The organism is Proteus columbae (assembly GCF_002777965.1).
GTDB classification, from domain to species: domain Bacteria; phylum Pseudomonadota; class Gammaproteobacteria; order Enterobacterales; family Enterobacteriaceae; genus Proteus; species Proteus columbae.
In genome coordinates, this window is the sequence record NZ_NGVR01000023.1 from 101,841 (window position 1) to 127,827 (window position 25,987).

23 protein-coding genes and 3 tRNA genes are annotated in these 25,987 nt (G+C 38.7%); 22 read left to right on the top strand and 4 right to left on the bottom strand.

Features of this window, described 5'->3' with window-relative positions:
• The first annotated feature begins 96 nt into the window (after positions 1-96).
• The 8 genes from sucA (at position 97) to ybgE (ending at position 10,955) form a co-directional block, all read left to right on the top strand.
• A complete protein-coding gene (gene sucA / locus CBE70_RS11510; protein WP_100159451.1) occupies positions 97-2,901 on the top strand; it encodes a 2-oxoglutarate dehydrogenase E1 component in 2,805 nt (934 codons plus the stop codon).
• A gap of 13 nt (positions 2,902-2,914) precedes the next feature.
• Positions 2,915-4,120, top strand: coding sequence for a 2-oxoglutarate dehydrogenase complex dihydrolipoyllysine-residue succinyltransferase (gene odhB, locus CBE70_RS11515; RefSeq protein WP_100159452.1), 1,206 nt, complete (start codon positions 2,915-2,917; stop codon positions 4,118-4,120).
• A 161-nt stretch (positions 4,121-4,281) separates the two neighbouring features.
• Positions 4,282-5,448 (top strand): ADP-forming succinate--CoA ligase subunit beta, encoded by a 1,167-nt coding sequence (gene sucC, locus CBE70_RS11520; protein WP_006537658.1) that lies wholly within the window; start codon positions 4,282-4,284, stop codon positions 5,446-5,448.
• Positions 5,448-6,317, top strand: coding sequence for a succinate--CoA ligase subunit alpha (gene sucD / locus CBE70_RS11525; RefSeq protein WP_100159453.1), 870 nt, complete (start codon positions 5,448-5,450; stop codon positions 6,315-6,317). The genes sucC and sucD overlap by 1 nt, the downstream gene beginning before the upstream one ends.
• A gap of 1,487 nt (positions 6,318-7,804) precedes the next feature.
• Entirely contained in the window at positions 7,805-9,373 is a 1,569-nt protein-coding gene (gene cydA, locus CBE70_RS11530) for a cytochrome ubiquinol oxidase subunit I (protein WP_100159454.1), read from the top strand.
• Positions 9,374-9,387: 14 nt separating this feature from the next.
• Positions 9,388-10,545 carry a cytochrome d ubiquinol oxidase subunit II gene (gene cydB, locus CBE70_RS11535; RefSeq protein WP_088493410.1) on the top strand — a complete coding sequence of 386 codons (1,158 nt, stop codon included), beginning with the start codon at positions 9,388-9,390 and terminating at the stop codon, positions 10,543-10,545.
• A gap of 12 nt (positions 10,546-10,557) precedes the next feature.
• Entirely contained in the window at positions 10,558-10,671 is a 114-nt protein-coding gene (cydX, locus tag CBE70_RS11540) for a cytochrome bd-I oxidase subunit CydX (protein ID WP_069370099.1), read from the top strand.
• Positions 10,671-10,955, top strand: a complete 285-nt coding sequence (ybgE, locus tag CBE70_RS11545) for a cyd operon protein YbgE (RefSeq protein WP_069370100.1) — start codon at positions 10,671-10,673, stop codon at positions 10,953-10,955. The genes cydX and ybgE overlap by 1 nt, the downstream gene beginning before the upstream one ends.
• Positions 10,956-11,046: 91 nt before the next feature.
• Here ybgE and CBE70_RS11550 read toward each other — a convergent pair whose 3' ends face one another.
• Positions 11,047-11,934 carry a LysR family transcriptional regulator gene (locus CBE70_RS11550; protein WP_100159455.1) on the bottom strand — a complete coding sequence of 296 codons (888 nt, stop codon included), beginning with the start codon at positions 11,932-11,934 and terminating at the stop codon, positions 11,047-11,049.
• Between the two features lie 89 nt (positions 11,935-12,023).
• On the opposite strand from CBE70_RS11550, the gene CBE70_RS11555 reads away from it, so the two are divergent.
• The 12 genes from CBE70_RS11555 (at position 12,024) to CBE70_RS11610 (ending at position 19,926) form a co-directional block, all read left to right on the top strand.
• Positions 12,024-13,394: an MFS transporter gene (locus CBE70_RS11555; RefSeq protein ID WP_100159456.1), complete on the top strand. Its 1,371-nt coding sequence runs from the start codon at positions 12,024-12,026 to the stop codon at positions 13,392-13,394.
• Positions 13,384-13,791: a hypothetical protein gene (locus CBE70_RS11560; RefSeq protein ID WP_100159457.1), complete on the top strand. Its 408-nt coding sequence runs from the start codon at positions 13,384-13,386 to the stop codon at positions 13,789-13,791. The genes CBE70_RS11555 and CBE70_RS11560 overlap by 11 nt, the downstream gene beginning before the upstream one ends.
• Positions 13,792-14,101: 310 nt before the next feature.
• On the top strand, positions 14,102-14,497 hold the full coding sequence (gene ybgC, locus CBE70_RS11565; protein ID WP_006537646.1) for a tol-pal system-associated acyl-CoA thioesterase: 396 nt from the start codon (positions 14,102-14,104) through the stop codon (positions 14,495-14,497).
• Positions 14,497-15,183: a Tol-Pal system protein TolQ gene (gene tolQ, locus CBE70_RS11570; RefSeq protein WP_075672726.1), complete on the top strand. Its 687-nt coding sequence runs from the start codon at positions 14,497-14,499 to the stop codon at positions 15,181-15,183. Before ybgC ends, tolQ begins: the two co-directional genes overlap by 1 nt.
• A gap of 22 nt (positions 15,184-15,205) precedes the next feature.
• Entirely contained in the window at positions 15,206-15,631 is a 426-nt protein-coding gene (gene tolR, locus CBE70_RS11575; protein ID WP_023581195.1) for a colicin uptake protein TolR, read from the top strand.
• 28 nt (positions 15,632-15,659) lie between these two features.
• Positions 15,660-16,727, top strand: coding sequence for a cell envelope integrity protein TolA (tolA, locus tag CBE70_RS11580; protein ID WP_100159458.1), 1,068 nt, complete (start codon positions 15,660-15,662; stop codon positions 16,725-16,727).
• 142 nt (positions 16,728-16,869) lie between these two features.
• Complete coding sequence (tolB, locus tag CBE70_RS11585) at positions 16,870-18,165, top strand: Tol-Pal system beta propeller repeat protein TolB (RefSeq protein ID WP_099075927.1); 1,296 nt, start codon at positions 16,870-16,872, stop codon at positions 18,163-18,165.
• Positions 18,166-18,210: 45 nt separating this feature from the next.
• Complete coding sequence (gene pal, locus CBE70_RS11590) at positions 18,211-18,705, top strand: peptidoglycan-associated lipoprotein Pal (protein WP_100159459.1); 495 nt, start codon at positions 18,211-18,213, stop codon at positions 18,703-18,705.
• 9 nt (positions 18,706-18,714) lie between these two features.
• Entirely contained in the window at positions 18,715-19,482 is a 768-nt protein-coding gene (gene ybgF, locus CBE70_RS11595) for a tol-pal system protein YbgF (RefSeq protein WP_100159460.1), read from the top strand.
• Between the two features lie 154 nt (positions 19,483-19,636).
• Positions 19,637-19,712: transfer RNA gene (locus CBE70_RS11600), tRNA-Lys, on the top strand.
• A gap of 31 nt (positions 19,713-19,743) precedes the next feature.
• A tRNA-Lys gene (locus CBE70_RS11605) sits at positions 19,744-19,819 on the top strand.
• 31 nt (positions 19,820-19,850) lie between these two features.
• Positions 19,851-19,926, top strand: a tRNA-Lys gene (locus tag CBE70_RS11610).
• A gap of 162 nt (positions 19,927-20,088) precedes the next feature.
• Here CBE70_RS11610 and CBE70_RS11615 read toward each other — a convergent pair.
• Positions 20,089-20,976, bottom strand: coding sequence for an aminoglycoside 6-adenylyltransferase (locus CBE70_RS11615; RefSeq protein ID WP_100159461.1), 888 nt, complete (start codon positions 20,974-20,976; stop codon positions 20,089-20,091).
• A gap of 253 nt (positions 20,977-21,229) precedes the next feature.
• Between CBE70_RS11615 and pnuC the strand changes: the two genes are divergently transcribed.
• Positions 21,230-21,958: a nicotinamide riboside transporter PnuC gene (gene pnuC, locus CBE70_RS11620; protein ID WP_100159462.1), complete on the top strand. Its 729-nt coding sequence runs from the start codon at positions 21,230-21,232 to the stop codon at positions 21,956-21,958.
• Between the two features lie 243 nt (positions 21,959-22,201).
• Complete coding sequence (aroG, locus tag CBE70_RS11625; protein ID WP_100159463.1) at positions 22,202-23,257, top strand: 3-deoxy-7-phosphoheptulonate synthase AroG; 1,056 nt, start codon at positions 22,202-22,204, stop codon at positions 23,255-23,257.
• A 72-nt stretch (positions 23,258-23,329) separates the two neighbouring features.
• Here aroG and gpmA read toward each other — a convergent pair whose 3' ends face one another.
• Both gpmA and modF read right to left on the bottom strand, forming a co-directional pair.
• Positions 23,330-24,082: a 2,3-diphosphoglycerate-dependent phosphoglycerate mutase gene (gene gpmA / locus CBE70_RS11630; protein ID WP_099075932.1), complete on the bottom strand. Its 753-nt coding sequence runs from the start codon at positions 24,080-24,082 to the stop codon at positions 23,330-23,332.
• Between the two features lie 388 nt (positions 24,083-24,470).
• A complete protein-coding gene (gene modF / locus CBE70_RS11635) occupies positions 24,471-25,937 on the bottom strand; it encodes a molybdate ABC transporter ATP-binding protein ModF (RefSeq protein ID WP_100159464.1) in 1,467 nt (488 codons plus the stop codon).
• Positions 25,938-25,987: the final 50 nt, after the last annotated feature.

The window sequence follows — 25,987 nt, forward strand, 5'->3', positions numbered from 1 at the left end:
GATAGCGGGTCATAAGAGAACCTTGCAATCGACACCGTTTAATCACGGTATTAGTTATCCACGGCGAACTAAAGCTGTATAGCTTAAGGGATCATAATGCAGAACGGCGCAATGAAGGACTGGCTAGAATCAACTTTTCTAGCAGGAGAGAATCAGTCTTACATAGAAGATATCTATGAAGATTACCTAACTGACCCAAACTCTGTTGACGAAAGTTGGAGAGAGATTTTTCAACAACTGCCCGCAAGTCAAGGCATAGAACAGTCGCATTCTCAAACCCGCGACTACTTCAGACGCCTCGCAAAAGAATCCACTCGATATCATACCTCGGTAAGTGATCCGGCAATGGACTCAAAACAAGTTAAAGTTTTGCAGCTCATCAATGCCTTCCGCTTTCGTGGTCACCAAAACGCTAATCTCGACCCACTTGGTTTATGGAAACAAGAATCTGTTCCAGATTTAGATCCTGCTTTCCATAATCTAACTAAAGAAGACTTTGAAGAAACCTTCAACGTCGGTTCTTTTGCTATTGGCAAAGAAACGATGAAATTAGGTGATTTATATGAAGCACTGAAACGCATTTACTGTGGTTCAATCGGTGCTGAATATATGCATATCACTAATACTGAAGAAAAACGCTGGCTACAACAACGTTTAGAATCAGTGAATGTTGCAGACCAATTCACTAAAGAAGAAAAGTTACGCTTCCTGACAGAACTAACAGCAGCTGAAGGTTTAGAGCGCTATTTAGGTGCTAAATTCCCAGGTGCAAAACGCTTCTCTTTAGAAGGTGGTGATGCATTAGTTCCGATGTTAAAAGATTTAATTCGCCATGCAGGTAAACAAGACACTCGTGAAGTGGTTCTTGGTATGGCGCACCGTGGACGTTTAAACGTTCTGGTTAATATCCTAGGTAAAAAACCGGCTGATTTATTTGATGAATTTGCGGGTATTCATAAAGAGCATTTGGGAACGGGTGACGTTAAATATCACCAAGGTTTCTCATCTGATTTTGCGACTGAAGGGGCTCAAGTCCACCTCGCATTAGCTTTTAACCCCTCTCACCTAGAGATTGTTAGCCCAGTTGTAATTGGTTCTGTTCGTGCTCGTCGTGATCGCTTAGATGAAGCACGTAGCAATATGGTTCTTCCTATCACTATTCATGGTGATGCTGCTGTAACAGGTCAAGGTGTTGTGCAAGAAACCCTGAACATGTCTCAAGCGCGTGGCTATGAAGTAGGTGGTACAGTTCGTATTGTTATCAATAACCAAGTTGGTTTTACGACTTCAAATCCAAAAGATGCCCGTTCAACACAATACTGTACTGATATTGTGAAAATGGTTCAGGCACCAATTTTCCACGTTAATGCAGATGATCCTGAAGCGGTTGCTTTTGTAACTCGCTTAGCATTGGATTTCCGTAATACCTTTAAACGCGATGTGATGATTGATCTTGTTTGTTACCGTCGTCATGGTCACAACGAAGCGGATGAGCCAAATGCGACTCAGCCTCTGATGTATCAAAAAATCAAAAAACATCCAACTCCACGTAAAATTTATGCGGATAAACTGGTCGCTCAATCATTGCTTGATGCCAATGATGTGACTGAACTGGTTAATCTCTATCGCGATGCGCTGGATCGTGGTGATTGTGTTGTTGAAGAATACCGCCCAATGGGTCTGCATTCTTACACATGGGAACCGTATTTAAATCACGAATGGAATGAAGAGTATCCACATAAAGTAGAGAAAACGCGTTTACAAGATTTAGCGCGTCGTGTGAGTACCGTTCCTTCAGAAATCGTGATGCAGTCTCGTGTTGAGAAAATTTATGCTGACCGTGCTGTTATGGCAGAAGGTGAGAAATTACTCGACTGGGGTGCAGCAGAAACATTAGCGTATGCGACTTTAGTTGACCAAGGTATCACCATTCGCCTTTCTGGTGAAGATGCGGGACGTGGTACATTCTTCCATCGTCATGCCGTTATTCATAACCAAACAAATGGCTCTGTTTATGTACCATTAGCCAATGTTCATAATGCTCAAGGACAATTTAATGTCTGGGACTCTGTATTAACAGAAGAAGCCGTACTTGCATTTGAATATGGTTATGCCACAACAGAACCTCGTGGTTTAACGATTTGGGAAGCACAATTTGGTGACTTCGCAAACGTTGCTCAAGTGGTTATCGACCAATTTATTAGCTCTGGTGAGCAAAAATGGGGTCGTATGTGTGGTTTAGTTATGTTGTTACCACACGGTTATGAAGGTCAAGGACCAGAGCACTCCTCTGCACGTTTAGAGCGTTATCTGCAACTGTGTGCAGAACAAAATATGCAGGTTTGTGTGCCATCAACTCCGGCTCAGGTTTACCATATGTTACGCCGCCAAGCGTTACGTGGTATGCGTCGCCCACTTATCGTAATGTCACCAAAATCATTGTTACGTCATCCATTAGCGGTTTCTGAGTTGGATGAATTAGCAAATGGTAAATTCTTACCTGTCATTGGTGAAATGGATGATTTAAAACCTGCTGATGTGAAACGTGTTGTGATGTGTTCCGGTAAGGTTTACTACGATTTATTAGAACAGCGTCGTGCTAATGAGCAAAACAACGTTGCCATTATTCGTATTGAACAACTGTATCCATTCCCACACGAAGATATTGCGCAAATTCTCGCACCTTATGCTCATGTAAAAGAGTTTATTTGGTGTCAAGAAGAGCCTCTGAATCAAGGTGCTTGGTACTGTAGTCAGCATAACTTCCGTGATGCTATTCCAGTAGGCGCAACATTACGTTATGCAGGACGTCCTGCATCAGCCTCTCCAGCAGTTGGTTACACCTCTGTTCATCAGGAGCAACAAAAAGCTCTGGTTGAAGACGCACTGAAAGTTGAATAAATAAGGATAGAAAATGAGTAGTGTAGATATTCTAGTACCGGATCTCCCTGAATCAGTTGCTGACGCATCGGTCGCAACTTGGCATAAAAAACCTGGTGATAGCATTCAACGCGATGAAGTGCTGGTTGAAATCGAAACAGATAAAGTTGTTTTAGAAGTGCCTGCAAGTGAAGCAGGTGTTTTAGAAAGTATTCTTGAAGAAGAAGGCGCTACCGTTGGTTCACGCCAATTACTCGGTCGTATTCGTTTAGGTGATAGCACTGGCATCCCTGCTGATGTGAAACCGGCTCAAGATAGTACTCCAGCACAGCGTCAAAGTGCTGATATTGCTGAAAAAGGCAATAATGATGCATTAAGTCCAACAGCACGTCGCTTAGTGGCTGAACACGATATTAACCCTGCGGATGTGAAAGGTAGTGGTGTGGGTGGACGTTTAACTCGCCAAGATATCGAAGGTCATGTTGCTAATAAATCAACTACCCAACCAGTAGCAGACGTTCCTCAAGCACTGCTATCTCACCGTAGCGAAAAACGTGTACCAATGACACGTTTACGTAAACGTGTAGCAGAGCGCTTATTAGAAGCGAAAAACACCACTGCAATGTTGACAACGTTTAACGAAATCAACATGCAACCAATTAAAGACTTACGTGCTCAATATGGTGAAGCATTTGAAAAACGTCACGGTGTACGTTTAGGCTTTATGTCTTTCTATATTAAAGCGGTTGTTGAAGCTCTGAAACGTTATCCAGAAGTCAATGCTTCTATCGATGGTACTGATGTGGTTTATCACAACTACTTCGATATCAGTATTGCAGTATCAACACCACGTGGTCTGGTAACACCAGTATTACGCGATGCGGATGCAATGAGCATGGCAGATATTGAGAAAAACATTAAAGCGTTAGCGGTAAAAGGCCGTGACGGTAAGTTAACTGTTGAAGACTTAACAGGTGGTAACTTCACTATCACAAACGGCGGTGTTTTCGGTTCATTAATGTCAACTCCGATTATCAACCCACCACAAAGTGCCATTTTAGGGATGCATGCAATTAAAGATCGCCCAATGGCAGTAGATGGTCAGGTTGTTATTCTACCAATGATGTATCTGGCTCTGTCTTATGACCACCGTTTAATTGATGGTCGTGAGTCTGTCGGTTTCTTAGTAACCGTTAAAGAGATGCTAGAAGATCCAGCTCGTTTATTACTTGATGTATAGGTAATAAATATCGCTTTTAGGCAGGAGATGCTCCTCCTGCCTACATAGCAACAGACACAAGCATCAAAGAAGTACAGTGTGTTCGTGAAGCCAGATTTCTCTGGCTTATAGTCAAAAAAATAAGAAAGCCCGACTTTCAACAAGATTATGGATAGAACATCATGAATTTACACGAGTATCAGGCAAAACAGCTTTTCACACGGTATGGATTACCAGCACCTGCTGGTTTCGCCTGCACCACACCGCGCGAGGCAGAAGAAGCTGCATCAAAAATCGGTCAAGGCCCTTGGGTCGTGAAATGTCAGGTTCACGCGGGTGGACGTGGTAAAGCCGGCGGCGTAAAAGTCGTTAAATCTAAAGAAGAGATCCGCGCATTTGCTGAACAATGGTTAGGCAAACGTTTAGTCACTTATCAAACAGACGCTAATGGTCAGCCTGTTACACAGATTTTAGTTGAAGCTGCAACTGATATCGCTAAAGAGCTTTATCTTGGTGCAGTTGTTGATCGTGGTACCCGTCGTGTTGTCTTTATGGCCTCTACAGAAGGCGGCGTTGAAATTGAGAAAGTGGCAGAAGAAACGCCAGAACTTATTCATCGCGCCATTATTGATCCACTGACAGGCCCTATGCCTTATCAGGGAAGAGAATTAGCATTTAAACTGGGTTTAAAAGGCAAGCAGGTTAGTCAATTTGCTAAAATCTTTATGGGATTAGCTTCTATTTTCTTAGAACGCGACCTTGCTTTAATCGAAATTAACCCACTAGTTATTACTAAAGAAGACGATCTGATTTGTCTTGATGGTAAATTAGGCGTAGATAGCAACGCGTTGTATCGTCAACCAGAAATGCGTGAAATGCACGATCCTTCACAAGAAGATCCTCGTGAAGCACAAGCTGCGCAATGGGAACTGAACTACGTTGCATTAGATGGCAACATTGGCTGTATGGTCAATGGTGCAGGTTTAGCGATGGGTACAATGGATATTGTTAAACTTCACGGTGGCGAGCCTGCAAACTTCCTTGATGTAGGTGGCGGTGCAACAAAAGAGCGCGTAACTGAAGCATTTAAGATTATTTTGTCAGATGAAAATGTCAGTGCTGTATTAGTCAACATTTTCGGCGGTATTGTTCGTTGTGACTTAATCGCAGACGGTATTATTGGCGCAGTTGAAGAAGTTGGCGTTAATGTTCCTGTGGTTGTTCGTCTTGAAGGAAACAATGCAGAGTTAGGCACCAAGAAATTAGCAGATAGTGGATTAAATATTATCGCTGCTAAAAGCTTAACTGATGCCGCGAAACAAGTTGTTGCAGCAGCGGAGGCAAAATAATGTCTATTTTAATCGATAAGAATACCAAAGTAATTTGCCAAGGCTTCACGGGTAGCCAAGGAACATTCCACTCTGAGCAAGCTATTGCTTATGGTACACAAATGGTCGGTGGTGTTACACCGGGTAAAGGCGGTACTACGCACTTAGGTTTACCTGTATTCAATACGGTACGTGAAGCCGTTGAAGCAACGGGCGCAACTGCGACAGTTATCTATGTACCCGCACCATTTTGTAAAGATTCAATCTTAGAAGCGATTGATGCTGGCATCAAACTAATTATCACTATTACTGAAGGTATTCCTACGTTGGATATGCTGACTGTAAAAGTTAAATTAGATGAAACTGGTGTACGTATGATTGGCCCTAACTGCCCAGGTGTTATCACGCCAGGTGAATGTAAGATTGGTATTATGCCAGGACACATTCACTTACCGGGCAAAGTAGGTATTGTATCTCGTTCAGGTACATTAACTTATGAAGCGGTTAAGCAAACAACGGACGTTGGCTTAGGTCAATCAACTTGTGTTGGTATTGGTGGTGACCCAATTCCGGGTTCTAACTTTATTGATATTCTGAAGCTATTCCAAGAAGATCCACAAACTGAAGCGATTGTGATGATCGGTGAAATTGGTGGTACAGCAGAAGAAGAAGCGGCTGCTTATATCAAAGATCATGTCACTAAGCCTGTTGTTGGTTATATCGCGGGTGTAACAGCGCCTAAAGGTAAACGTATGGGACATGCGGGTGCCATTATTGCTGGTGGTAAAGGTACTGCAGATGAGAAATTTGCAGCTCTTGAAGCTGCTGGTGTTAAAACAGTCCGTAGCTTAGCTGATATCGGCGAAGCAATTAAATCACTGATCAAGTAAGTAACAATTCTGTTAATAATTTCAGATTGATACTATCTTAAATGCCAGTTTCCAAAAAAGAAGCTGGCATTTTTTTATTTCTAGTTTCATTTAATAGTCATATCAATAGCTAATATTGTAATTAATACATCAATATCCCACCTTAATTTACGCTAATAAATTGTTTTATATTATCTTTTTTTAAAATTGATCTGTATGCGAAACATCATTTCTCTATTTATTTACTTTCTTTTAGAGCCTAAAAATAATGATATAAACCATGAATAAGTCTCCTGAATTGTTAAAAATAATATTTTAAATACGTGTTTTGAGTGAAAGAGAGTGTCAGCGAGAAAGAATGAACACTTGTTTCATGTTGCTTTCAATATAGATGCTTCTATAAATATCGTAATAATTAGCGTTAATTTTATACAAGGATCACGCTGTAAGGCTGATTTTTGCTAAGAAAATAGGCTTTTAAACATGTTAATGAATGCATGATGAAGAGGGGAAGTAAGTTTTTGGATAGGAAAAAATATCTTTTTATTATTATAAAACATCAAAATGACGATTAAAGGTGAGTTATGATCTCCTTATCGTTATAAGAATTGATAATAAGAAGTTGGTGAAAATCTCGAAAAGCGCTCTGTTTAAATAAGAAAAAATAATAAAAGGGTTTTTGTGTTTTTTCTCATTTTTTTCAATAAATAGCTTATTGAGATTGTTTATCTAATTGATTTTTATGGTTATTTATTTTTACCTTTAATTACAACTTTGCGTTTTATCAATCAAATACAAATTTATTTCACTTCGTTTATCTAAAATAAAAAAGAAACTAAAAAAGAAATAACATTAGGAATAGATAATCAAGATTAGACTTTTTATATATTTTTATTAGATAAAATAATTAAGAGTGTTTTTTCATATTTACATTTTTGTAAATTTCAACTTATTAATTAATAGATTATTTTTTTAAAATATTTATTATTTACCTGCAAAAAAATGAAATTGATATTAAAATTAATAAAACACAATTAAAAGTGTTTATTTTTAAGTCTTTTATGAAAATAAAAAGTTAATTTTATTATGGAAAATATAAGGAGGTAAATTACACTTAAAAATAAAAACAACATTGCATTAACACAATGGTAACTATTGGGTAATTTATTCGCAACTAGTTAACATTAAAGTGTTTTTTTGATGTGGGTCAAGTTATTAATTGTGGCAAAAATTTCTGAATATGCTTAAATTGGCACACGATCAAATATGCTATAACAAACCTAAAAGTCGTATTGTTGACCTAAGCTCAGAATTCAAATCTGGGTCACGCAAAATATATTTATATTATGTAAATATAAGCGTACTATTTGTAAGGTATTGTGTTTTTGGTCTTTAATATTCGTTGTTGTTTTTAGAGGCATTTATTGCTGGTAGTTATGAGGCTTTATAATTTAATAAAGTCGGGTTGCCGCAAGTCGGTGTCTTCCTGCTAGGAGCAAGGAGTCAAGATGTTTGATATTGTCGAACTGTCACGGTTACAGTTTGCCTTAACAGCAATGTATCACTTCCTGTTTGTCCCGTTAACGCTGGGTATGGCGTTTATGCTGGCAATCATGGAAACGATATATGTTCTGTCGGGTAAACAAGTTTACAAAGATATGACAAAGTTCTGGGGTAAGTTATTTGGTATTAACTTTGCTCTGGGTGTCGCAACTGGGTTGACCATGGAGTTCCAATTTGGTACTAACTGGTCATATTTCTCTCATTACGTCGGTGATATCTTCGGTGCGCCTTTAGCAATCGAAGGTTTGATGGCGTTCTTCTTAGAATCAACTTTCGTCGGATTGTTCTTCTTTGGTTGGGATCGCTTAGGTAAGAAACAGCACTTGATGGTAACTTGGTTAGTTGCTTTCGGTTCTAACTTCTCTGCTTTGTGGATCCTTGTTGCGAATGGTTGGATGCAAAACCCTGTCGCTGCAGACTTCAACTTTGAAACCATGCGAATGGAAATGTTGAGTTTTGCTGATCTGGTCTTAAATCCTGTCGCTCAAGTTAAATTTGTTCACACCGTTGCTGCTGGTTACTGTACTGGTGCATTCTTTGTTCTGGGTATCAGCTCTTACTACCTGCTCAAAGGTCGTGATATCGGTTTTGCAAAACGTTCTTTCGCGGTCGCTGCTACTTTTGGTATCGCAGCTGTATTATCTGTTATCGTACTAGGTGATGAATCTGGTTACGAAATGGGTGACGTACAGAAAACCAAACTGGCTGCAATTGAAGGTGAATGGCATACAGAAGCAGCTCCAGCTGCATTTAATCTGATTGCATTCCCTAATCAAGAAAAAATGGAAAACTCGTTTGCATTACAAATCCCTTATGTTATGGGTATTATCGCAACGCGTTCTTTCGATACACCTGTATTAGGTCTTCACGATCTGATGAGTCAGCATGAAGTTCGTATTCGTAACGGTATGAAAGCTTACGAATTATTAAGCGAACTGCGCGCAGGTAATACAGATCCTGCTATTCGTGCTGCGTTTAATGATACTAAACAGGATTTAGGCTACGGCTTATTACTGAAGCGTTATACTGATAAAGTTGTTGATGCAACAGAAGAGCAAATCAAATCTGCTGCAAAAGACACTATTCCTAATGTCGCACCACTGTTCTGGTCATTCCGTATCATGGTTGCCGCAGGCTTCCTGATGTTACTGGTTGTTGCGATTTCCTTCTGGACAGTTCTGTCTAACCGTATTGGTAACTATAAATGGTTACTGCGTGCTGCTCTGTTTAGTATTCCATTACCATGGATCGCAGTTGAAGCAGGTTGGTTTGTTGCAGAATATGGACGTCAACCATGGGCGATTGGTGAAATCCTGCCTACGGCTGTAGCAACTTCTTCACTGACACAGGCTGATATCCTAGTTTCTATGGGTCTTATCTGTGGTCTGTACACATTATTCCTAGTTGCTGAAATGTTCCTGATGTTCAAATTTGGTCGCCTTGGGCCGAGTAGCCTGAAGACGGGTCGCTATCACTTTGAACAGAAGACAGCTTCTTCTGCACAAAGTAAGTAACACAGGAGTCCACTATGTTTGATTATGAAGTATTGCGATTTGTTTGGTGGCTACTGATTGGTATCTTACTGATTGGCTTTGCAGTCACTGATGGTTTTGATATGGGTGTTGGTGTGTTACTACGCGTTATCGCTAAAGATGACACTGAACGCCGTATTTTGATTAACTCTGTTGCACCTCACTGGGATGGTAACCAAGTTTGGTTAATCACAGCGGGTGGTGCATTATTCGCTGCATGGCCGATGGTTTATGCTGCGGCATTCTCTGGTTTCTATTTCGGTATGATCTTCGTATTGGCGGCATTATTCTTCCGTCCTGTCGGTTTTGATTACCGTTCTAAACTAGAATCTCCTAAATGGCGTGGCATGTGGGATTGGGGTATCTTTATTGGTAGCTTCGTTCCGCCATTAGTTATCGGTGTTGCTTTTGGTAACCTGTTACAAGGTGTTCCATTAGAAGTCGATAGTATGCAACGTGTATCTTATAACGGTACGACTAATGCACTGATTAACCTGTTAAGTCTGTTAAACCCATACGGTTTATTAGCGGGTGTAGTTAGCTTAATGATGATTGTTGCACATGGTGCAAGTTATCTTCAAATGCGTACTACTGGTGAATTACATGAGCGTACTCGTAAAACAACGTACATTACCTCATTAATTACGTTTATCGCATTCGCATTAGCTGGTGTATGGTTAATCTATGGTATCGATGGCTTTATTATTACAAGCGCTATTGATACAGCAGGTCCATCATCTCCACTGCTGAAAACTGTTTCTCATGAAGCGGGTGCTTGGATGACTAATTACAACAACTATCCAGTATTATGGGCACTGCCGGCCTTAGGTCTGTTATCTCCATTACTGGCGATTGTTGCAACTAAAGCAAACAAAGGTGGTTGGGCATTCCTGTTCACGTCACTAACAATTGCTTGTGTTATCCTAACATGCGGTGTGACTATGTTCCCATTTGTGATGCCTTCAAGCACTTTCCCAGATGTGAGCTTAACAATGTGGGATGCAACTTCTAGCCTGTTTACTCTTCAGGTAATGACAGTTGTTGCGATTATCTTTGTACCTATCGTTCTCCTTTACACCATCTGGTGTTATTGGAAAATGCATGGTCGCCTCGATAAGAAATTTATCGAAGGCAATAATCATACTCTGTACTAAGGAGCATAGAGAATGTGGTATTTTGCATGGCTTCTCGGAACGCTCTTCGCTTGTAGTATTGCGGTGATCGCAGGACTGGCTTTCGAGCACGCTGAAGCGAAAAAAGCTTCAGAAAGTGAAGAATAATGTTGGATAAAAGCTACCAACTACTAGACAAGGGCCCTATTAGGGCTCTTGTTTTAATCATGGCGTTGGTAATGGCATTTTGTGTCATGTGGGATCCTAGCCGATTTGCAGCGAACACTAGTTCACTTGCAATTTGGCAAGGTATTCTTCTTATTTGGTCTGTGTGTGCTGGTGCAACTTTTGGCCTAGCATTTCGCCCTAAACATGTTGTTGCAAAATGTTTATTACATCCAATCCCTGCAATTATTATTTTAGTTGTTGGGCTAATTTACTTTTTCTTCTAAGAAAATACCTTATTTCTGCTCAGTATATGAAAAAGAAATAAGGTATTTTATCTCCTAAATACCTCTTATAAATACTCTTACCCTTCTAGCGTTATAACTGGATATTTTCTTTTAAGTAATCAATAAATAAACGTGTTTTTCTTGGAATATATTCACTATAAGGGAAAATAATATTAACGGATTGTGTTAATAAGGAAACTTCAGGAAACAGCGTGACTAGTTTTTCTTCTAATAATTCTTGATGAATATACCAATGTGGCAAAATGGCCATTCCCGCATGCGAAAGTACCATTTTTTTTAATGCCGCAATGGTATTAGTTTCAAAATAAGCATCTTGAGCTAACTGAGAGAGCAGGGTATTAAATTCTGAAGATGGTGAAAGCTTACTTTGACGTAAATTACTATTTGCTAAATAAGGAATAGCGTTTAAGTCGTCGATGGTTTTAATTGAGAATTTCTGCAATAAATCAGGAGAGATAACCAAGTTTATTTCATAATCAGCTAATTTTGTAGATCGGTAATTGCTGTCTTTCAATGTACCAAGCCGAATAGCGAGATCAAGTTTATGGTTTATTAAATCCTCAATAGAAGAATTAAACGCATACTGTACTTTTAGCTTTGGGTGTAACTGCATAAATTGATTAAGTAATGGCAAAATATAGTGTTCACCAAATTCAGCTGTTGAACTTAATCGCAACGATCCCTGCAATTCTTGTTGTCCTAATCGCGCTTTATCTAAAGTTTGTTCTAACTGAATTAAAACGAGACGAAAATCTTGATAAAGCATTTCACCAGTTTCAGTTAGTGAAAATCGTCGCGTATTACGATTGAGTAATGATACATCCAGTTCTGTTTCTAATGCTTTGATATGAATACTTACCATAGACTTACTGAGGCGTAAATATTTTGCCGCTTGAGTAAATGATCCGGTATCAACAACAGCAATAAAAGAGCGAATTCGATCAATTTGATTTTGCATGATTGTTTACTCTGATTAAACAATAAGTTCTATTTTGTCAGATAGACGAAATTCGTCAATCTTCCGTACTCTATGCGCGGAGGATTTTTATGACTTACCGCTATCAAATTGCATCTATATTTCTGCTGGGCTTCTTTATAGATTGTATTAATATTTTTATGTCAGCCATTGCATTACCTGCAATGGCCGATGATATGCAGATTTCTATCGTTTCCGTTACATGGGTTTCAAATAGTTATATTCTGGGATTAACATTAATTATTCCATTGAGTCACTGGTTATCTCAACGTTTTGGAATTAAAGCATTGATGGTAACGTCAATGTTGATGTTTAGTTTATCGGTTGCATTAGTGGGTTATTCTCACTCTTTCAGCGAACTTATTTTTTGGCGTTTTATTCAAGGTGTGAGTGGTGGACTATTAATCCCAATTGGACAAGCATTAACGTTTCAATATTTCCAAGGGCATGAGAGAAGTAAAATCTCAACACTTATTATGGCAATAGCCTTGATAGCACCAGCAATATCGCCAACATTAGGTGGATTTATTGTTGATGTTGTTTCATGGCGTTGGGTTTTTTATAGCAATATTCCATTTTCATTGCTAACGGCGTTTTTAGCCTTTATCTGGGTAAAAGAGCCTTTACCTAAAGAAAGCGCTATACCTGATATTAAAGGTATCATTCTTATTAGTTTGATCATTGTATCTGGATTGTTCGCGTTATCTGCTTATGGTGAATATCACTCAACATTACTTGCCTTAGTGATTGCCGTACTTTCAACAATTTTTGCTGTATTTTATTATTACCATTATCGGCACCATTCATCACCGGTTATTAATTTAGCATTATTAAAAAATAGAAATTTATCACTCTCTATTTTTATTTATTATTGCATTCCAGGTGTTTTTACTGGAGTGAATATTCTCGCTATTTTTTATTTACAACAATATTTAAAATTCACCGGGCAAGGCACGGGTATTTTTATGTTGTTGTATGCATTGGGTGCTTTTATTTCAATGACAATAAGTGGTGTACTTTATAATAAATTAGGTATGAAACGCTTATTTATTATTGCATTACTATTACACAGTATTGGTATTTCTTTATTAACATTTGTAAATAGTAATACAGATATTCCATTACTTATTATTGCATATTTAATTATCGGAGTGGGTGGGGGCATTGGCGCTAACACCGCTCAAGCCACGGCATTGTATGACTTTAGTGCGCAAAAATTAGTTCAAGCAAGTGTTATTTGGAATATTAACAGACAAGTTGTTTTTAGTGTCGGGGCAACCATGGTTGCTATGTTATTTAATATTTTTTCTCTTTTTTGTTTACCACAAACAGCTTATAACATGACTTTTTTAATATGTGCATTGATAGGCATATTACCTCTTACTTTATTATTCACACTAAAGAAAAAAGTGATTACACAGGAAATACAAGATGAATTTTAATAGTGATTTAATTATAGAAAGCATTAAATCTTTGCATGATGAGATTGAAACGGTTTTTACGCAATATCCACTATCAGTTGATGCTATTACAAAAATAGAAAATCTTTTATCTCAAGAGTTTTCAATGGTAGGGATCAGTGGAAAAGCAGTGAGTTATGATGACGTTATCGCTACGTTCAGACAAAATGCAGGAAAAAGAAGCGGTCTGAAAATAAAAACGAACGATTATAAAATAATTTACCAGTCGGATTGTTTGGCGCTTGTCAGATATCAAGAAGCACATAGTGAAAATAAGAAGATTCTTATGCGCGAGTCTGTGGTGTTATTGAGACGCAATTCTCATGATGAGTGTTGGCAATGGCACTATCTTCATGAAACCCCAATCTCAAATAATTAATTGATTTATATGAAAAACCAGGTTTTTAACTGGTTTTTTTCTGTCATTAAAAATAATACTACTAAATTAGACAATCTATGAATTTCTAATTAGCAAGCATTTTTATGCTGTCTTAATAAAAATATTTTTTCTATTCAGAGCACAAAGCATATTGCGTGTTGCAAAGAAGAGTTTATGATTGGCGCCTGAAAACTGCGTTTTCTATTCTTTACGTTACTACGATTCCCTTAGAGCGACCTCTTAAGTATAGTTAGGTAACCTATAGCTACATTATTTATGGACTTAACTCGGGAAATGTAAGGAAGGTAATATGCAGTTTCTTTGGCCTGTTCGTGTTTATTATGAAGATACTGATGCCGGTGGTGTTGTTTATCACGCCAGTTATCTGAAATATTTTGAACGCGCTAGAACTGAACTACTCAGAGAAAAAGGTTTTCATCAGCATGATTTACGGGAGTATGATCATGTTGTATTTGTTGTACGTAAATTATCAATAGAATATATTGCGCCAGCTCGACTTGATAATCTTTTGCAAGTAGAAAGTGAAATTACCACATTGCGTGGTGCATCAATGACATTTTCTCAAAAGATTATTAATGAAGATGGTTGTGTATTGTGTAGCGCAGAAGTGCTCGTTGTCTGCGTAGATTCATCAAAAATGAAGCCAGTAGCGCTTCCTAAGTCCATTATCGCGGAGTTTAAGTAGTGGCTGACATGAATGTTATCGATCTCTTCCTAAAAGCAGGGCTTTTAGTCAAGTTGATCATGTTGCTTTTAATCGGATTTTCTATTGCATCTTGGGCGATTATTATTCAGCGAACTAAAGTTCTGAATGCCGCCGATCGTGAAGCTGCAGATTTTGAAGATAAATTCTGGTCAGGTACTGATTTGGCACGTTTATATAAAGATAGCCAAGCTCGTCGTGATGAATTATCTGGCTCAGAGCAAATTTTTCACTCTGGCTTTAAAGAGTTTGCTCGTTTACATCAAGCAAGCGTTCATGCTCCTGATGCGGTTGTTAATGGTGCATCAAGGGCGATGCGTGTCTCTTTCAATCGTGAATTAGAATCTTTAGAAAATCATATTCCTTTCCTTGGTACTGTTGGTTCTATCAGCCCATATATTGGTCTGTTCGGTACAGTCTGGGGGATCATGCACGCATTTATTGCATTAGGTAGTGTTAAACAAGCAACATTACAAATGGTCGCACCCGGCATTGCTGAAGCTCTGATTGCAACAGCTATCGGTTTATTTGCGGCAATTCCCGCAGTTATGGCTTATAACCGGTTTACGCAGCGTGTAAATAAACTGGAACAAAGTTACGATAACTTTATGGAAGAGTTCCTGACGATTTTACATCGCCAAGCTTTTGCCTCCGCAGAAAAGAAATAGTTAACGCAGAAGGAGAGAGCTGATGGCACGGGGTCGCAGTAGCCGCCGAGGCGTAAAATCAGAGATTAACATTGTTCCTTTGCTCGACGTATTATTAGTGTTGTTACTTATTTTTATGGCAACAGCACCGATTATCTCGCAAAGTGTTGAGGTTGATCTTCCTGAAGCAACAGAGACACAAACTGTTTCAAGTAGCGATAACCCTCCTGTGATTGTTGAAGTTGCAGGTGTTGGACAATACAACATTCGTGTTGATCAGGAAGTATTAGAATTATTACCACAAGAACAGATTATGGCTGAAGCTAAACGACAGCTGGAAAAAAATCCGAAAGTTGTCTTTCTTATTGGCGGTGCTAAAGATGTTCCTTATGATGAGATAATTAAAGCACTCAACATGTTACGTCAAGCAGGTGTTAAATCTGTAGGTTTAATGACTCAGCCTATGTAATTAGGTTGAAATAAGTTTGGATGATAGCGTGGGAAAGAAGACGAAACCAACCCGAAGTAAATTGAGCGGTTCAGTTATCTTGTCTACCGCCTTGCATTTACTTGTTGTCGCATTGCTTATCTGGGGGTCATTAACTCAGAAATGGGATTTAGGTGGCGGCGGTGGATCTGATGGACAAGTTATTGATGCTATTATGGTTGATCCTAATGCGGTAGTACAACAGTATAACCAGCAAAAAGCGCAACAAGCTAACGTCCAAAAAGCCGAGCAAGAGCGTAAAGAGCGTGCTGAGCAACAAGAAGAAGAGCTACGTCAGCAGCAAATGAAAGAACAAGAGCGATTGAAAACGTTAGAAGTTGAACGTTTACAAGCGAAAGAGGCGGCAGAAGCTCAAAAACGTGAAGCTGCATTAGCTGCTGCTAAAGCAAAAGAAGAACAAAAAGTGGCAGAAGAAGCGGCTGCACAAGCGAAAGCTGAACGCGACCGTATCTTAAAAGAACAAGCTGATGCGAAAGCTCAAGCTGAAGCTGAAGCAAAAAAACAAGCAGAATTAGCCGCGAAACAAAAAGCGGAAGAAGCGAAGGCTAAAGCAGAAGCCGATGCTAAAGCCAAGGCTGAAGCGGATGCAAAAGCCAAAGCTGAAGCCGATGCTAAAGCTAAGGCAGCCGCAGAAGCTAAAGCTAAAGCAGCGGCAGAAGCCAAAGCAAAAGCGGCAGCTCAACAGCAAAGTAAAGCAGTAGATAGTTTACTTGATGGTTTAGTGGCTGACGGTAGTAAACAAAGTGGTGCCTCTGCAGCTGGTCAAGGCGGTGGAAATCGTTCTGGTGCGAATGATGCTGGTATTGATCGCTATACAGGGCAAGTAAAAGTTGCTATTGAGCAGAAGTTTTTTGATTCTGATTTGTATAAAGGTCGTAAGTGTGACCTTAAAATAAGTATTGCACCAGACGGAATGTTGATAAGCGCGAAAGCGGTAGGTGGAGATCCAGCTTTATGCCAAGTCGCATTACAAGCGGCGAAAATGGCGACATTACCTAAGCCACCTAAGGATATTTACGAGAAAGTAAAATCACCGACAATTGAGTTTAAGCCATAAAACTGTCTGATAGTAGGAAAACATACACTAATTTATAGCTATTTTAGAATGTTATTGATGTGTTGTATGGTGTTGTTGAAAAGCGTTTGTTACTATTCTGTGCGTTATTGCGTAATAACCGCAATAATAAAAGGGAGACATGATGAAGCAGGCATTAAATGTTATTTTCGGGCTTTTAATTTTATGCGTAACCACTCTGGCTAACGCTGAAGTTCGAATTGAAATTACACAAGGGGTGAATACTGCACGCCCTATCGGTGTTGTTCCTTTTAAATGGGAAGGCACTGGTCAAATGCCAGAAGATGTTGCTGGTATAATTGCGGCTGATTTACGAAATAGCGGAAAATTTAATCCGATTGATGTATCTCGTATACCTCAACAACCTGTTACTGCCTCTGAAGTCCAACCTGCACTTTGGACGGCATTAGGTATTGACTCTGTTGTTGTAGGACGTGTGCAACCATCAGCGGATGGTCAATATTTAGTGAGTTATCAGCTAGTTGATGTTGCTGGCTCACCTGGTGCAGTTTTATCTCAAAGTGAGTTTAAAGTTCCATCTAAATGGTTACGTTACTCTGCACATACCGCTAGTGATGAAGTTTTTGAAAAACTGACGGGTATTCGTGGTGCATTCCGTACACGTATTGCTTATGTTGTTGTGACAAATGGTGGCGCATATCCTTATGAATTGCGTGTTTCAGATTATGATGGATTTAACCAAGATCGTGTTTATCGTTCATCACAGCCATTAATGTCACCAGCATGGTCACCAGATGGTGCTAAACTTGCATATGTCACCTTTGAAAGTGGTCAATCTGCTTTAGTGGTACAAACATTAGCAACAGGTGAAATTCGCCAAATTGCATCATTCCCAAGACATAATGGTGCACCTTCGTTTTCACCTGATGGTTCTAAACTTGCATTTGCTCTTTCTAAGAGCGGTAGCTTAAATCTGTATGTTATGGATTTAGCGAGTGGGAATATGACACAGGTAACCAATGGCAGAAGTAATAATACCGAGCCAAATTGGATGCCAGATGGACAAACCTTAGTCTATACTTCAGATCAAGGTGGACGTCCACAAATTTACAAGGTTAATATTAACGGTGGAACGCCAGAGCGTATTACTTGGGAAGGTAAACAAAACCAAAACCCAGCAGTAAGCCCAGATGGTAGTTTCTTAGTTATGGTGAGTTCTGAAAGCGGTAGGCAACATATCGCTAAGCAGGATCTGGAAACGAATTCCGTACAATATCTAACAGATACGTTTCTGGATGAAACGCCAAGCATCGCTCCTAATGGCACAATGGTTATTTACAGCTCTACACAAGGCTTAGGCACCATTTTGCAGCTAGTATCGACTGATGGCCGTTTCAAAGCGCGTCTTCCGGCGACTGATGGTCAGGTTAAATCACCTGCCTGGTCACCGTTTATGTGATGCATAAAAATTATGTATGGCAAACAAATAAAGGAACAAATAGAGATGCAATTAAACAAAGTGTTTAAAGGGTTGATGTTAGCATTACCACTCGTTGCTGTTGCAGCATGTAGCTCAAACAAAAACGACGATCAAACTGATACAAACAATGTACCAGTTGTTGAGCAAGGTCCTACTGCTGAAGAATTAGCACGTCAGCAATTAGAACAACTGAAACAACAAAACATCGTTTACTTCGGTTTTGACAAATATGACATTAGCTCAGACTACGCTAACCTGTTAGATGCACACGCAGCATTCCTGCGTTCAAATCCATCAGTACGTATCACTGTAGAAGGTCATGCTGACGAACGCGGTACTCCAGAATACAACATCGCTCTGGGCGAACGTCGTGCTAACGCTGTGAAAATGTACCTGCAAGGTAAAGGCGTATCAGCTGATCAACTGTCAATCGTTTCTTACGGTAAAGAAAAACCAGCTGTACTGGGTCATGACGAAGCCGCTTATGCGAAAAACCGTCGTGCAGTACTGGATTACTAAGAGAACGGCATGAACAACAGTAACTTCAGACCTTTCTTGATGAGTCTGTTGTTACTGGTTGGCGTAGCGGCTCCTGTAGCCGCTATTGCCCAAGCGCCAATCAGTAATATCGGTTCAGGTTCGACCGATGAACGACTCGCCCAACTTGAGCGTTTTTCAAATGCTCACAGCCAGCTTTTGACCCAATTACAGCAACAACTCGCTGATTCTCAGCGTGATATTGATATGTTACGTGGTCAAATTCAGGAAAATCAATACCAGTTAAATCAAGTTGTTGAACGCCAACGCAACATCTATCAACAATTAGATAGCCTTGGTGGCGGAGCTTCAACATCAACAGAAGCCACTCAACCTGATAATACTGCTTCTTCAACACCTCCTGCGGCAACTAATTCAGGACAAGGTGATGAGAAGGCCGATTATAATGCAGCAATTGATATCGTATTGAATTCTAAAGATTACGATAAGGCAATTGTTGAATTAAACAACTTTATCAATAACTATCCGAAGTCTAGCTATCAATCAAATGCACAATTTTGGTTGGGTCAGATGTATTATCTAAAAGGTAATAAGGATCAGGCTGCAAGCACATTTGCTATTGTTGTTAAAAACTATCCGAAATCTCAAAAAGCAAGTGAAGCCTTTTATAAAATTGGTTTGATCATGCAAGAGAAAGGGCAAAAGGATAATGCTAAAGCTGTTTACCAACAAGTGATTAAGCAATATCCAAATAGCGCTGGCGCTAAATTAGCGCAAAAGCAGCTAGGAACACTCTAATTATTGACCCCGTAATGCAAAATGTTGCATTTTCGGGGTTAAATGATTGTTTTTTCAACGGTTGAACTTTTTTTTGAAAAAAAGCGTTGCACAAAAACATTAAATCAGTATTATTACCCGCCGTTGCCACAGAGAATGTGGCGAGTTCGAAAAAGGGTCGTTAGCTCAGTCGGTAGAGCAGTTGACTTTTAATCAATTGGTCGGGCGTTCGAATCGCCCACGACCCACCATTTTCGAACACCAATCCGTTTTTATTGGAATGGGTCGTTAGCTCAGTCGGTAGAGCAGTTGACTTTTAATCAATTGGTCGGGCGTTCGAATCGCCCACGACCCACCATTTTCGAACACCAATCCGTTTTTATTGGAATGGGTCGTTAGCTCAGTCGGTAGAGCAGTTGACTTTTAATCAATTGGTCGGGCGTTCGAATCGCCCACGACCCACCATTTCAACCATCCTATCCAAATATTTATCATTCCCTAAATAGCAAACAAACTCTTACTTATCTCTCTATCTTTTATAGTGCAATTTTATCTTTTTATTAAGCAATGAAGATAGTTTTCTAAAAACTGAAAACTACCTTGTCTTAACCTAAAATGGCATTTAAATCAGTAATGACAAATAATTGATGACGTGATTTGGGTGTATTCATTTTCAGTCAAAAATTCATTATCAATTAACCAATTGCTGACCAATTCTTGTGTTTTTATCGCTGTATCAATAGGGTGATTGAGGCGTTTAGATGCATCAATAAAAAATGCCATCATAATTGAAAGTGTTGCTGCTGATTCATAAGGGGTACTCATCGCAAGAGTACTTTCTAATGAACGTAATGAATAAAACTTAGGTAACCATTCTTTCAGGTTTTTGCCTTGATACCATACATCTTGTGTTGGCATATTGTGTAACGCAACTTGTTCAAGTAACGCTATCAGCCATTCACGCATATCATTTATACGATAATTAGCAGACCAAAATTCACGGCGTAGAATAGCTACAGCGACCTGTGTCGCCTCAAACCAGAATTCTTGAGCATTGTTACATGCTTGCTCTTTTGAAAGCGTAGGAGGCGTTATAATGCTAATTTCAGGAAGCCCGTCACATAAACCCGTTTTATCGAGTAATATTTGATATCCACGCTGGTAAACTGGGCTAAGTCCTTCAGTTTTCATGTTAAAAATACGCTCAGGCTCTGCCATCATAATGTCCATTTTGCGACCTTGAGCTAAAACATGTAAATAAATAGGCCAAAACTGACTTTGGGGATCTTCACACTCCAGTTGTAAACTGACAAGAGCATCACCGAATTGTGATAACCAATGTTGGTTTTTTGCGAGTTCTGTCGCACCATAGCCGATAAGCTCTATATCAATATCAGAATAACTGTCTATCTTTCTATTGCGTCCTAACGATCCTGTTAGTACTACTGCTTCAACTCTAGGATCGAGGAGAGCAAAAGATAGTATGCGATCGATTAAACGTGTTGTTGGCTCCATATTTCTCTCTAATAAGTAAAATGTAATAAAGTTATTTGTCGTTTTTATTGTTTAAAAAGTAGAATTAGAATAATTTGTTTAGTATATAAAACATTTTTTTGTTATTTTTATAAATACAAAAAATAATGTTTAATATTAAAAACTAAGTACCATTATAAATATGAATTTATAATATATCTTTACTACTTTGCAAAGATGTCGCAATAACCCATATTTTCTTTGTTTTTTTCTATGATTAAGTCGGGGTTGTAAAATGGATGTGATGAGTTGGTTTAGTATCAATAATATTTTAGTCAATATCCCACTCGGAGAAGGTGGGTATCCACTTTCATGGATTGAAGCCGTTGGCACCATCGCTGGCCTATTGTGTATTTGGCTTGCAGGTCAGGAAAAAATTATCAATTATTTATTTGGACTGATTAATGTCACCTTGTTTGCCATTATTTTTTTCCAAATCCAGCTATACGCAAGTTTGCTCCTTCAAATATTTTTCTTTGCCGCTAATATTTATGGATGGTACGCATGGAGCAGAGTGAATGACTTTGAGCAAGCAGAGTTAAGAATACGTTGGTTAAAATCAAGTCATCGTCTCTTTTTAATCGTTGTTTCAATAGTTGCCATTGCCGCTCTTACTTTCAATATTGATACTGTATTTGGCTATTTAGCCGTTGTTGCTGTTGATATATTAAATGTCTTTGGTGCAAATTTAGCTACACCAGTTCTTGAACCTGATGCTTACCCATTCTGGGACTCTACAATGACGGTTCTTTCCATTGTTGCGATGATCTTAATGACGCGGAAATTAGTTGAAAACTGGCTAGTTTGGTCAGTCATTAACGTGATTAGTATTGTTATATTCTACAAACAAGGTGTTTATGCAATGTCTGTTGAATATATCATCTTACTGGCGATTGCTATTAATGGTTCTCGTTTGTGGATCAAAACAGCAAAACGCTCTAGCAGAAATAATTATCTCTCCTAATAAAAAAGGCTGGTAGAGTTATCTTTCTCTCCAGCCTTACTATTCATTGTTTTTATTCTTATTCTTAACGCAATTTTGAATCATTATTTTGCTTAAATGCGCTATTTCCCTTTATATTGAAATTTTTAGAAAGGTGACTATAGGTGCTTTAGGTTGAAAGGGTGTTTACAGATAGAAAACGAATGGTTAGATTGGAAAAGCAATAATAACATTGACTAGATAACATAGAGTGGATACACGGGAATGAATTATCAAAATGATGACCTTAAAATAACACAAATTAATGAACTTTTACCGCCAGTGGCTTTATTGGAAAAGTTTCCAGCGACTGATAATGCGGCTTTTACAGTTCGTCATGCCCGTGAAGCTATTCATCAAATCCTAGCTGGAAAAGATGATCGTCTATTAGTGGTAATTGGACCTTGTTCTATTCATGATCCGAAAGCTGCGCTGGAGTATGCACAACGTTTAAGCCTTATTAGAGAAGAGTTGAAAGACAAACTTGAAATTGTAATGCGTGTTTATTTTGAAAAACCGCGCACTACTGTAGGTTGGAAAGGCTTAATTAACGATCCTCATATGGATCATACTTTTGATATTAATGAAGGTTTACGTATTGCTCGTAATCTTTTATTAACGATTAATGATAGTGGCTTGCCAACGGCTGGCGAGTTCTTAGATATGATAACGCCGCAATATGTTGCTGATTTAATGAGTTGGGGCGCAATTGGCGCTCGTACTACAGAATCACAAGTTCACCGTGAGCTTTCATCTGGTCTATCTTGCCCTGTTGGTTTTAAAAATGGTACAGATGGCACTATTAAAGTTGCTATTGATGCAATTAATGCGGCTGGTTCGCCACACTGTTTTCTTTCAGTGACTAAATGGGGACATTCTGCGATTGTGCGCACGGCAGGAAATAAGGATTGCCATATTATTTTGCGTGGTGGTAAAGAGCCAAATTACAGTGCTAAGCATGTTGCAGCGGTAAAAGAAGGGCTTAAAAAAGCCGGTTTACCACAAAACGTAATGGTAGATTTTAGTCACGCAAATAGTTGCAAGAAATTTGAGAAACAAATGGAAGTTGGTACTGATATTTGCCAACAAATTAGCGCAGGTGAAAAAGCATTAATCGGCGTTATGATTGAAAGCCATTTAGTAGAAGGTAGTCAATCATTAGAAAGCGGTGAGCCTTTGGTTTATGGTAAAAGCATCACTGATGCATGTATTGGTTGGGATGATACCGAAACGCTGTTACGTCAACTAGCAGATGCGGTTGCGGCGCGTCGTAATAATTAAATTTAGAGTATAAAAAATGCCACGTAAAAGTGGCATTTTTTTATGTAACTCAAAATAAAAATAAAAATAAAATTATTTTGCTTTACCTTGGTTAGCAACAGCGGCTGCTTTTGCTGCGATTTCGTCAGCATTACCTAAGTAGTAACGTTTGATTGGTTTCATGTTTTCATCAAATTCGTAAACTAAAGGTACAGCTGTTGGGATATTCAGCTCAAGAATTTCATCTTCACTCATGTTGTCTAGGTATTTAACCAGAGCACGCAGTGAGTTACCGTGAGCAGCAATAATAACTTTTTCACCAGAAGCAACGCGCGGTTTAATCACTTCTTCCCAGTATGGTGTTACACGGTCGATAGTTAATGCTAGGCTTTCAGTTAATGGCAGTTCTGCCGCAGTTAAAGATGCATAACGTGGATCTTTACCTGGGAAACGTTCATCATCTTTAGTTAATTCTGGTGGAGTGATTGCAAAACCACGACGCCATTGTTTAACTTGCTCGTCACCGTATTTTTCAGCGGTTTCAGCTTTGTTTAAGCCTTGCAGAGCGCCGTAATGACGTTCATTTAATTTCCAGCTTTTTTCAACTGGCAGCCATTGTTGATCAACTTGATCAAGAATGTTCCACAGGGTGTGAATTGCGCGTTTCAGAACAGAAGTATATGCATAGTCAAAAGCAAAACCTTCAGCTTTCAGCAGTTTACCTGCTTCTTGCGCTTCATTACGGCCTTTTTCGGACAACTCAACGTCAGTCCAGCCTGTAAAACGGTTTTCTTTGTTCCATACACTTTCACCGTGTCGAACTAGCACAAGCTTAGTTACTGCCATAGTTTAGACTCCTATAATTACTTTCTTAATATAAGTTTAAAATTAGCACTTCAATCATTATATGGATCATCGACAAGAACGCCAAACATAAGTGACAAAACAAGGGGGATTAAGTCAAAAATGTCGTTTGTTCGATGAATTATTGCACAGTTGTCACGCCTTTTGCTTAATCGTTCAAGCTATTAATCTAGCGGGATCGGCGTAAAAAAACAAAATATCCGTTTTGTATAAAAAATAGACGAAAATAGCGTCCATAAAAACGACACACTTTTTATTTATTATTGTTTAAATAACAAGCAAAAAATGTCGATTTAAATAAAAATTCAGACTTAATTTTAGCGTTGATTTCTAAAATCATTGCCCTGATTATGACAGTAAAAATCCATATTTAACAAATTTCTTGCTGATAGCGATAAATTTCTCCGTCTTTAATAAAAGTCAATCGATGAGTAATACATAATGGTGCGTCTTCTTGATGGTGACTCACAAATAAAAGCTGTGTATTACTATGGCTTATCATGATGTCAATAAAACGCTGTACTAAGAGTCGGTTCGTTGTGTCCAATCCTTGTAGTGGTTCGTCAAGAATAAGCAAGGTAGGGTGCTTAACTAACGCTCTAACAATTAACACTAAACGTTGTTGTCCCCAAGATAAGGTATGGAATGGATGATTAGCGTGTGAGGTTAAACCAATCAATGCTAACCATTCATCAGCGAGTTTAAGCTGTTTATCGGTAATTGCTTGGTAAATTCCAATAGAATCATGAAAACCTGAAATAATGACATTTTTGACCGTTGAAGAAACACGATAACTCTGATGTAAGGCATTACTGACATAACCTATATGGCGTTTAATTTCCCATACTGTTTCGCCACTTCCTCTTTTACGGCCAAATAATGTTAAGTCATTACTGTAACCTTGAGGGTGATCGCCAGTAATTAAGCTTAATAATGTCGATTTTCCTGCACCATTAGGGCCTAAGATTTGCCAATGTTGTTGTGGTTTTACTTCCCAAGTTAAATGATGGAGTACCGGTTTGTCATTGTAACTTACAACGCCATCTTTAAGCATAATAGGGGAAAGTGTTGGAGATAATTGTGGGATCGCATCCGGCGAATCTTGTTCAGGTAGTGTGAGATTTTCAAGGGTTTCACTGTGAGATAATTGCCCTATTATCGAATCAGACAAAATCTGTTCTTTCTTACCGTTGGCTACCAATTCGCAATTAATCAGTAGACCTGCATGCTGAATAAAATCAGGAATATCATTAAAACGATTTAAAATCAGTATTATAGTCAGATTTTGTTGATGTAATAGTGTGAGTAATTCATTTAGTGCACGACGAGAATCAATATCTAAACCATCAAAAGGCTCATCTAAAATTAATAGATCAGGTTCATTCATTAACAGTTGAATAAGCAGTATTTTACGAGATTCACCAGTAGAAAGGTATTTAAAACGTCTTGATAATAAGTATTCAACACCAAACTGTTTTGCTAATAAAAGACACTTATCATTATCTTTTACCTGCATTTGGATAACTTGAGCAACCGTTAAACCTGTGTCGTCTTCACCTTCACTGAGTAAATCTGTGTTATTGCGACGCCACTCTTCTTCGATCATTTTTTGTAATTTTTCAAAAGAGAGGCTTATCGGACGAGTAAAGGTATTAATGAACTCACCTGATAGCAATACACCTTCTTGACATAATACGTTTGCTAATGCGGTTTTCCCGCTTCCATTACTGCCTACAAATGCCCAACTGTCACCTTCATTAATCGTTAAATCATTAATTTGCAAACAGAGGATATCGCTTAATCGAAATTGTGTTTTTTTGAGTTGCAAGTATTTCATTATTTTTATCCGTCGCTTTTTAGAGCAAGTAGAGTACTTACCAATATCGG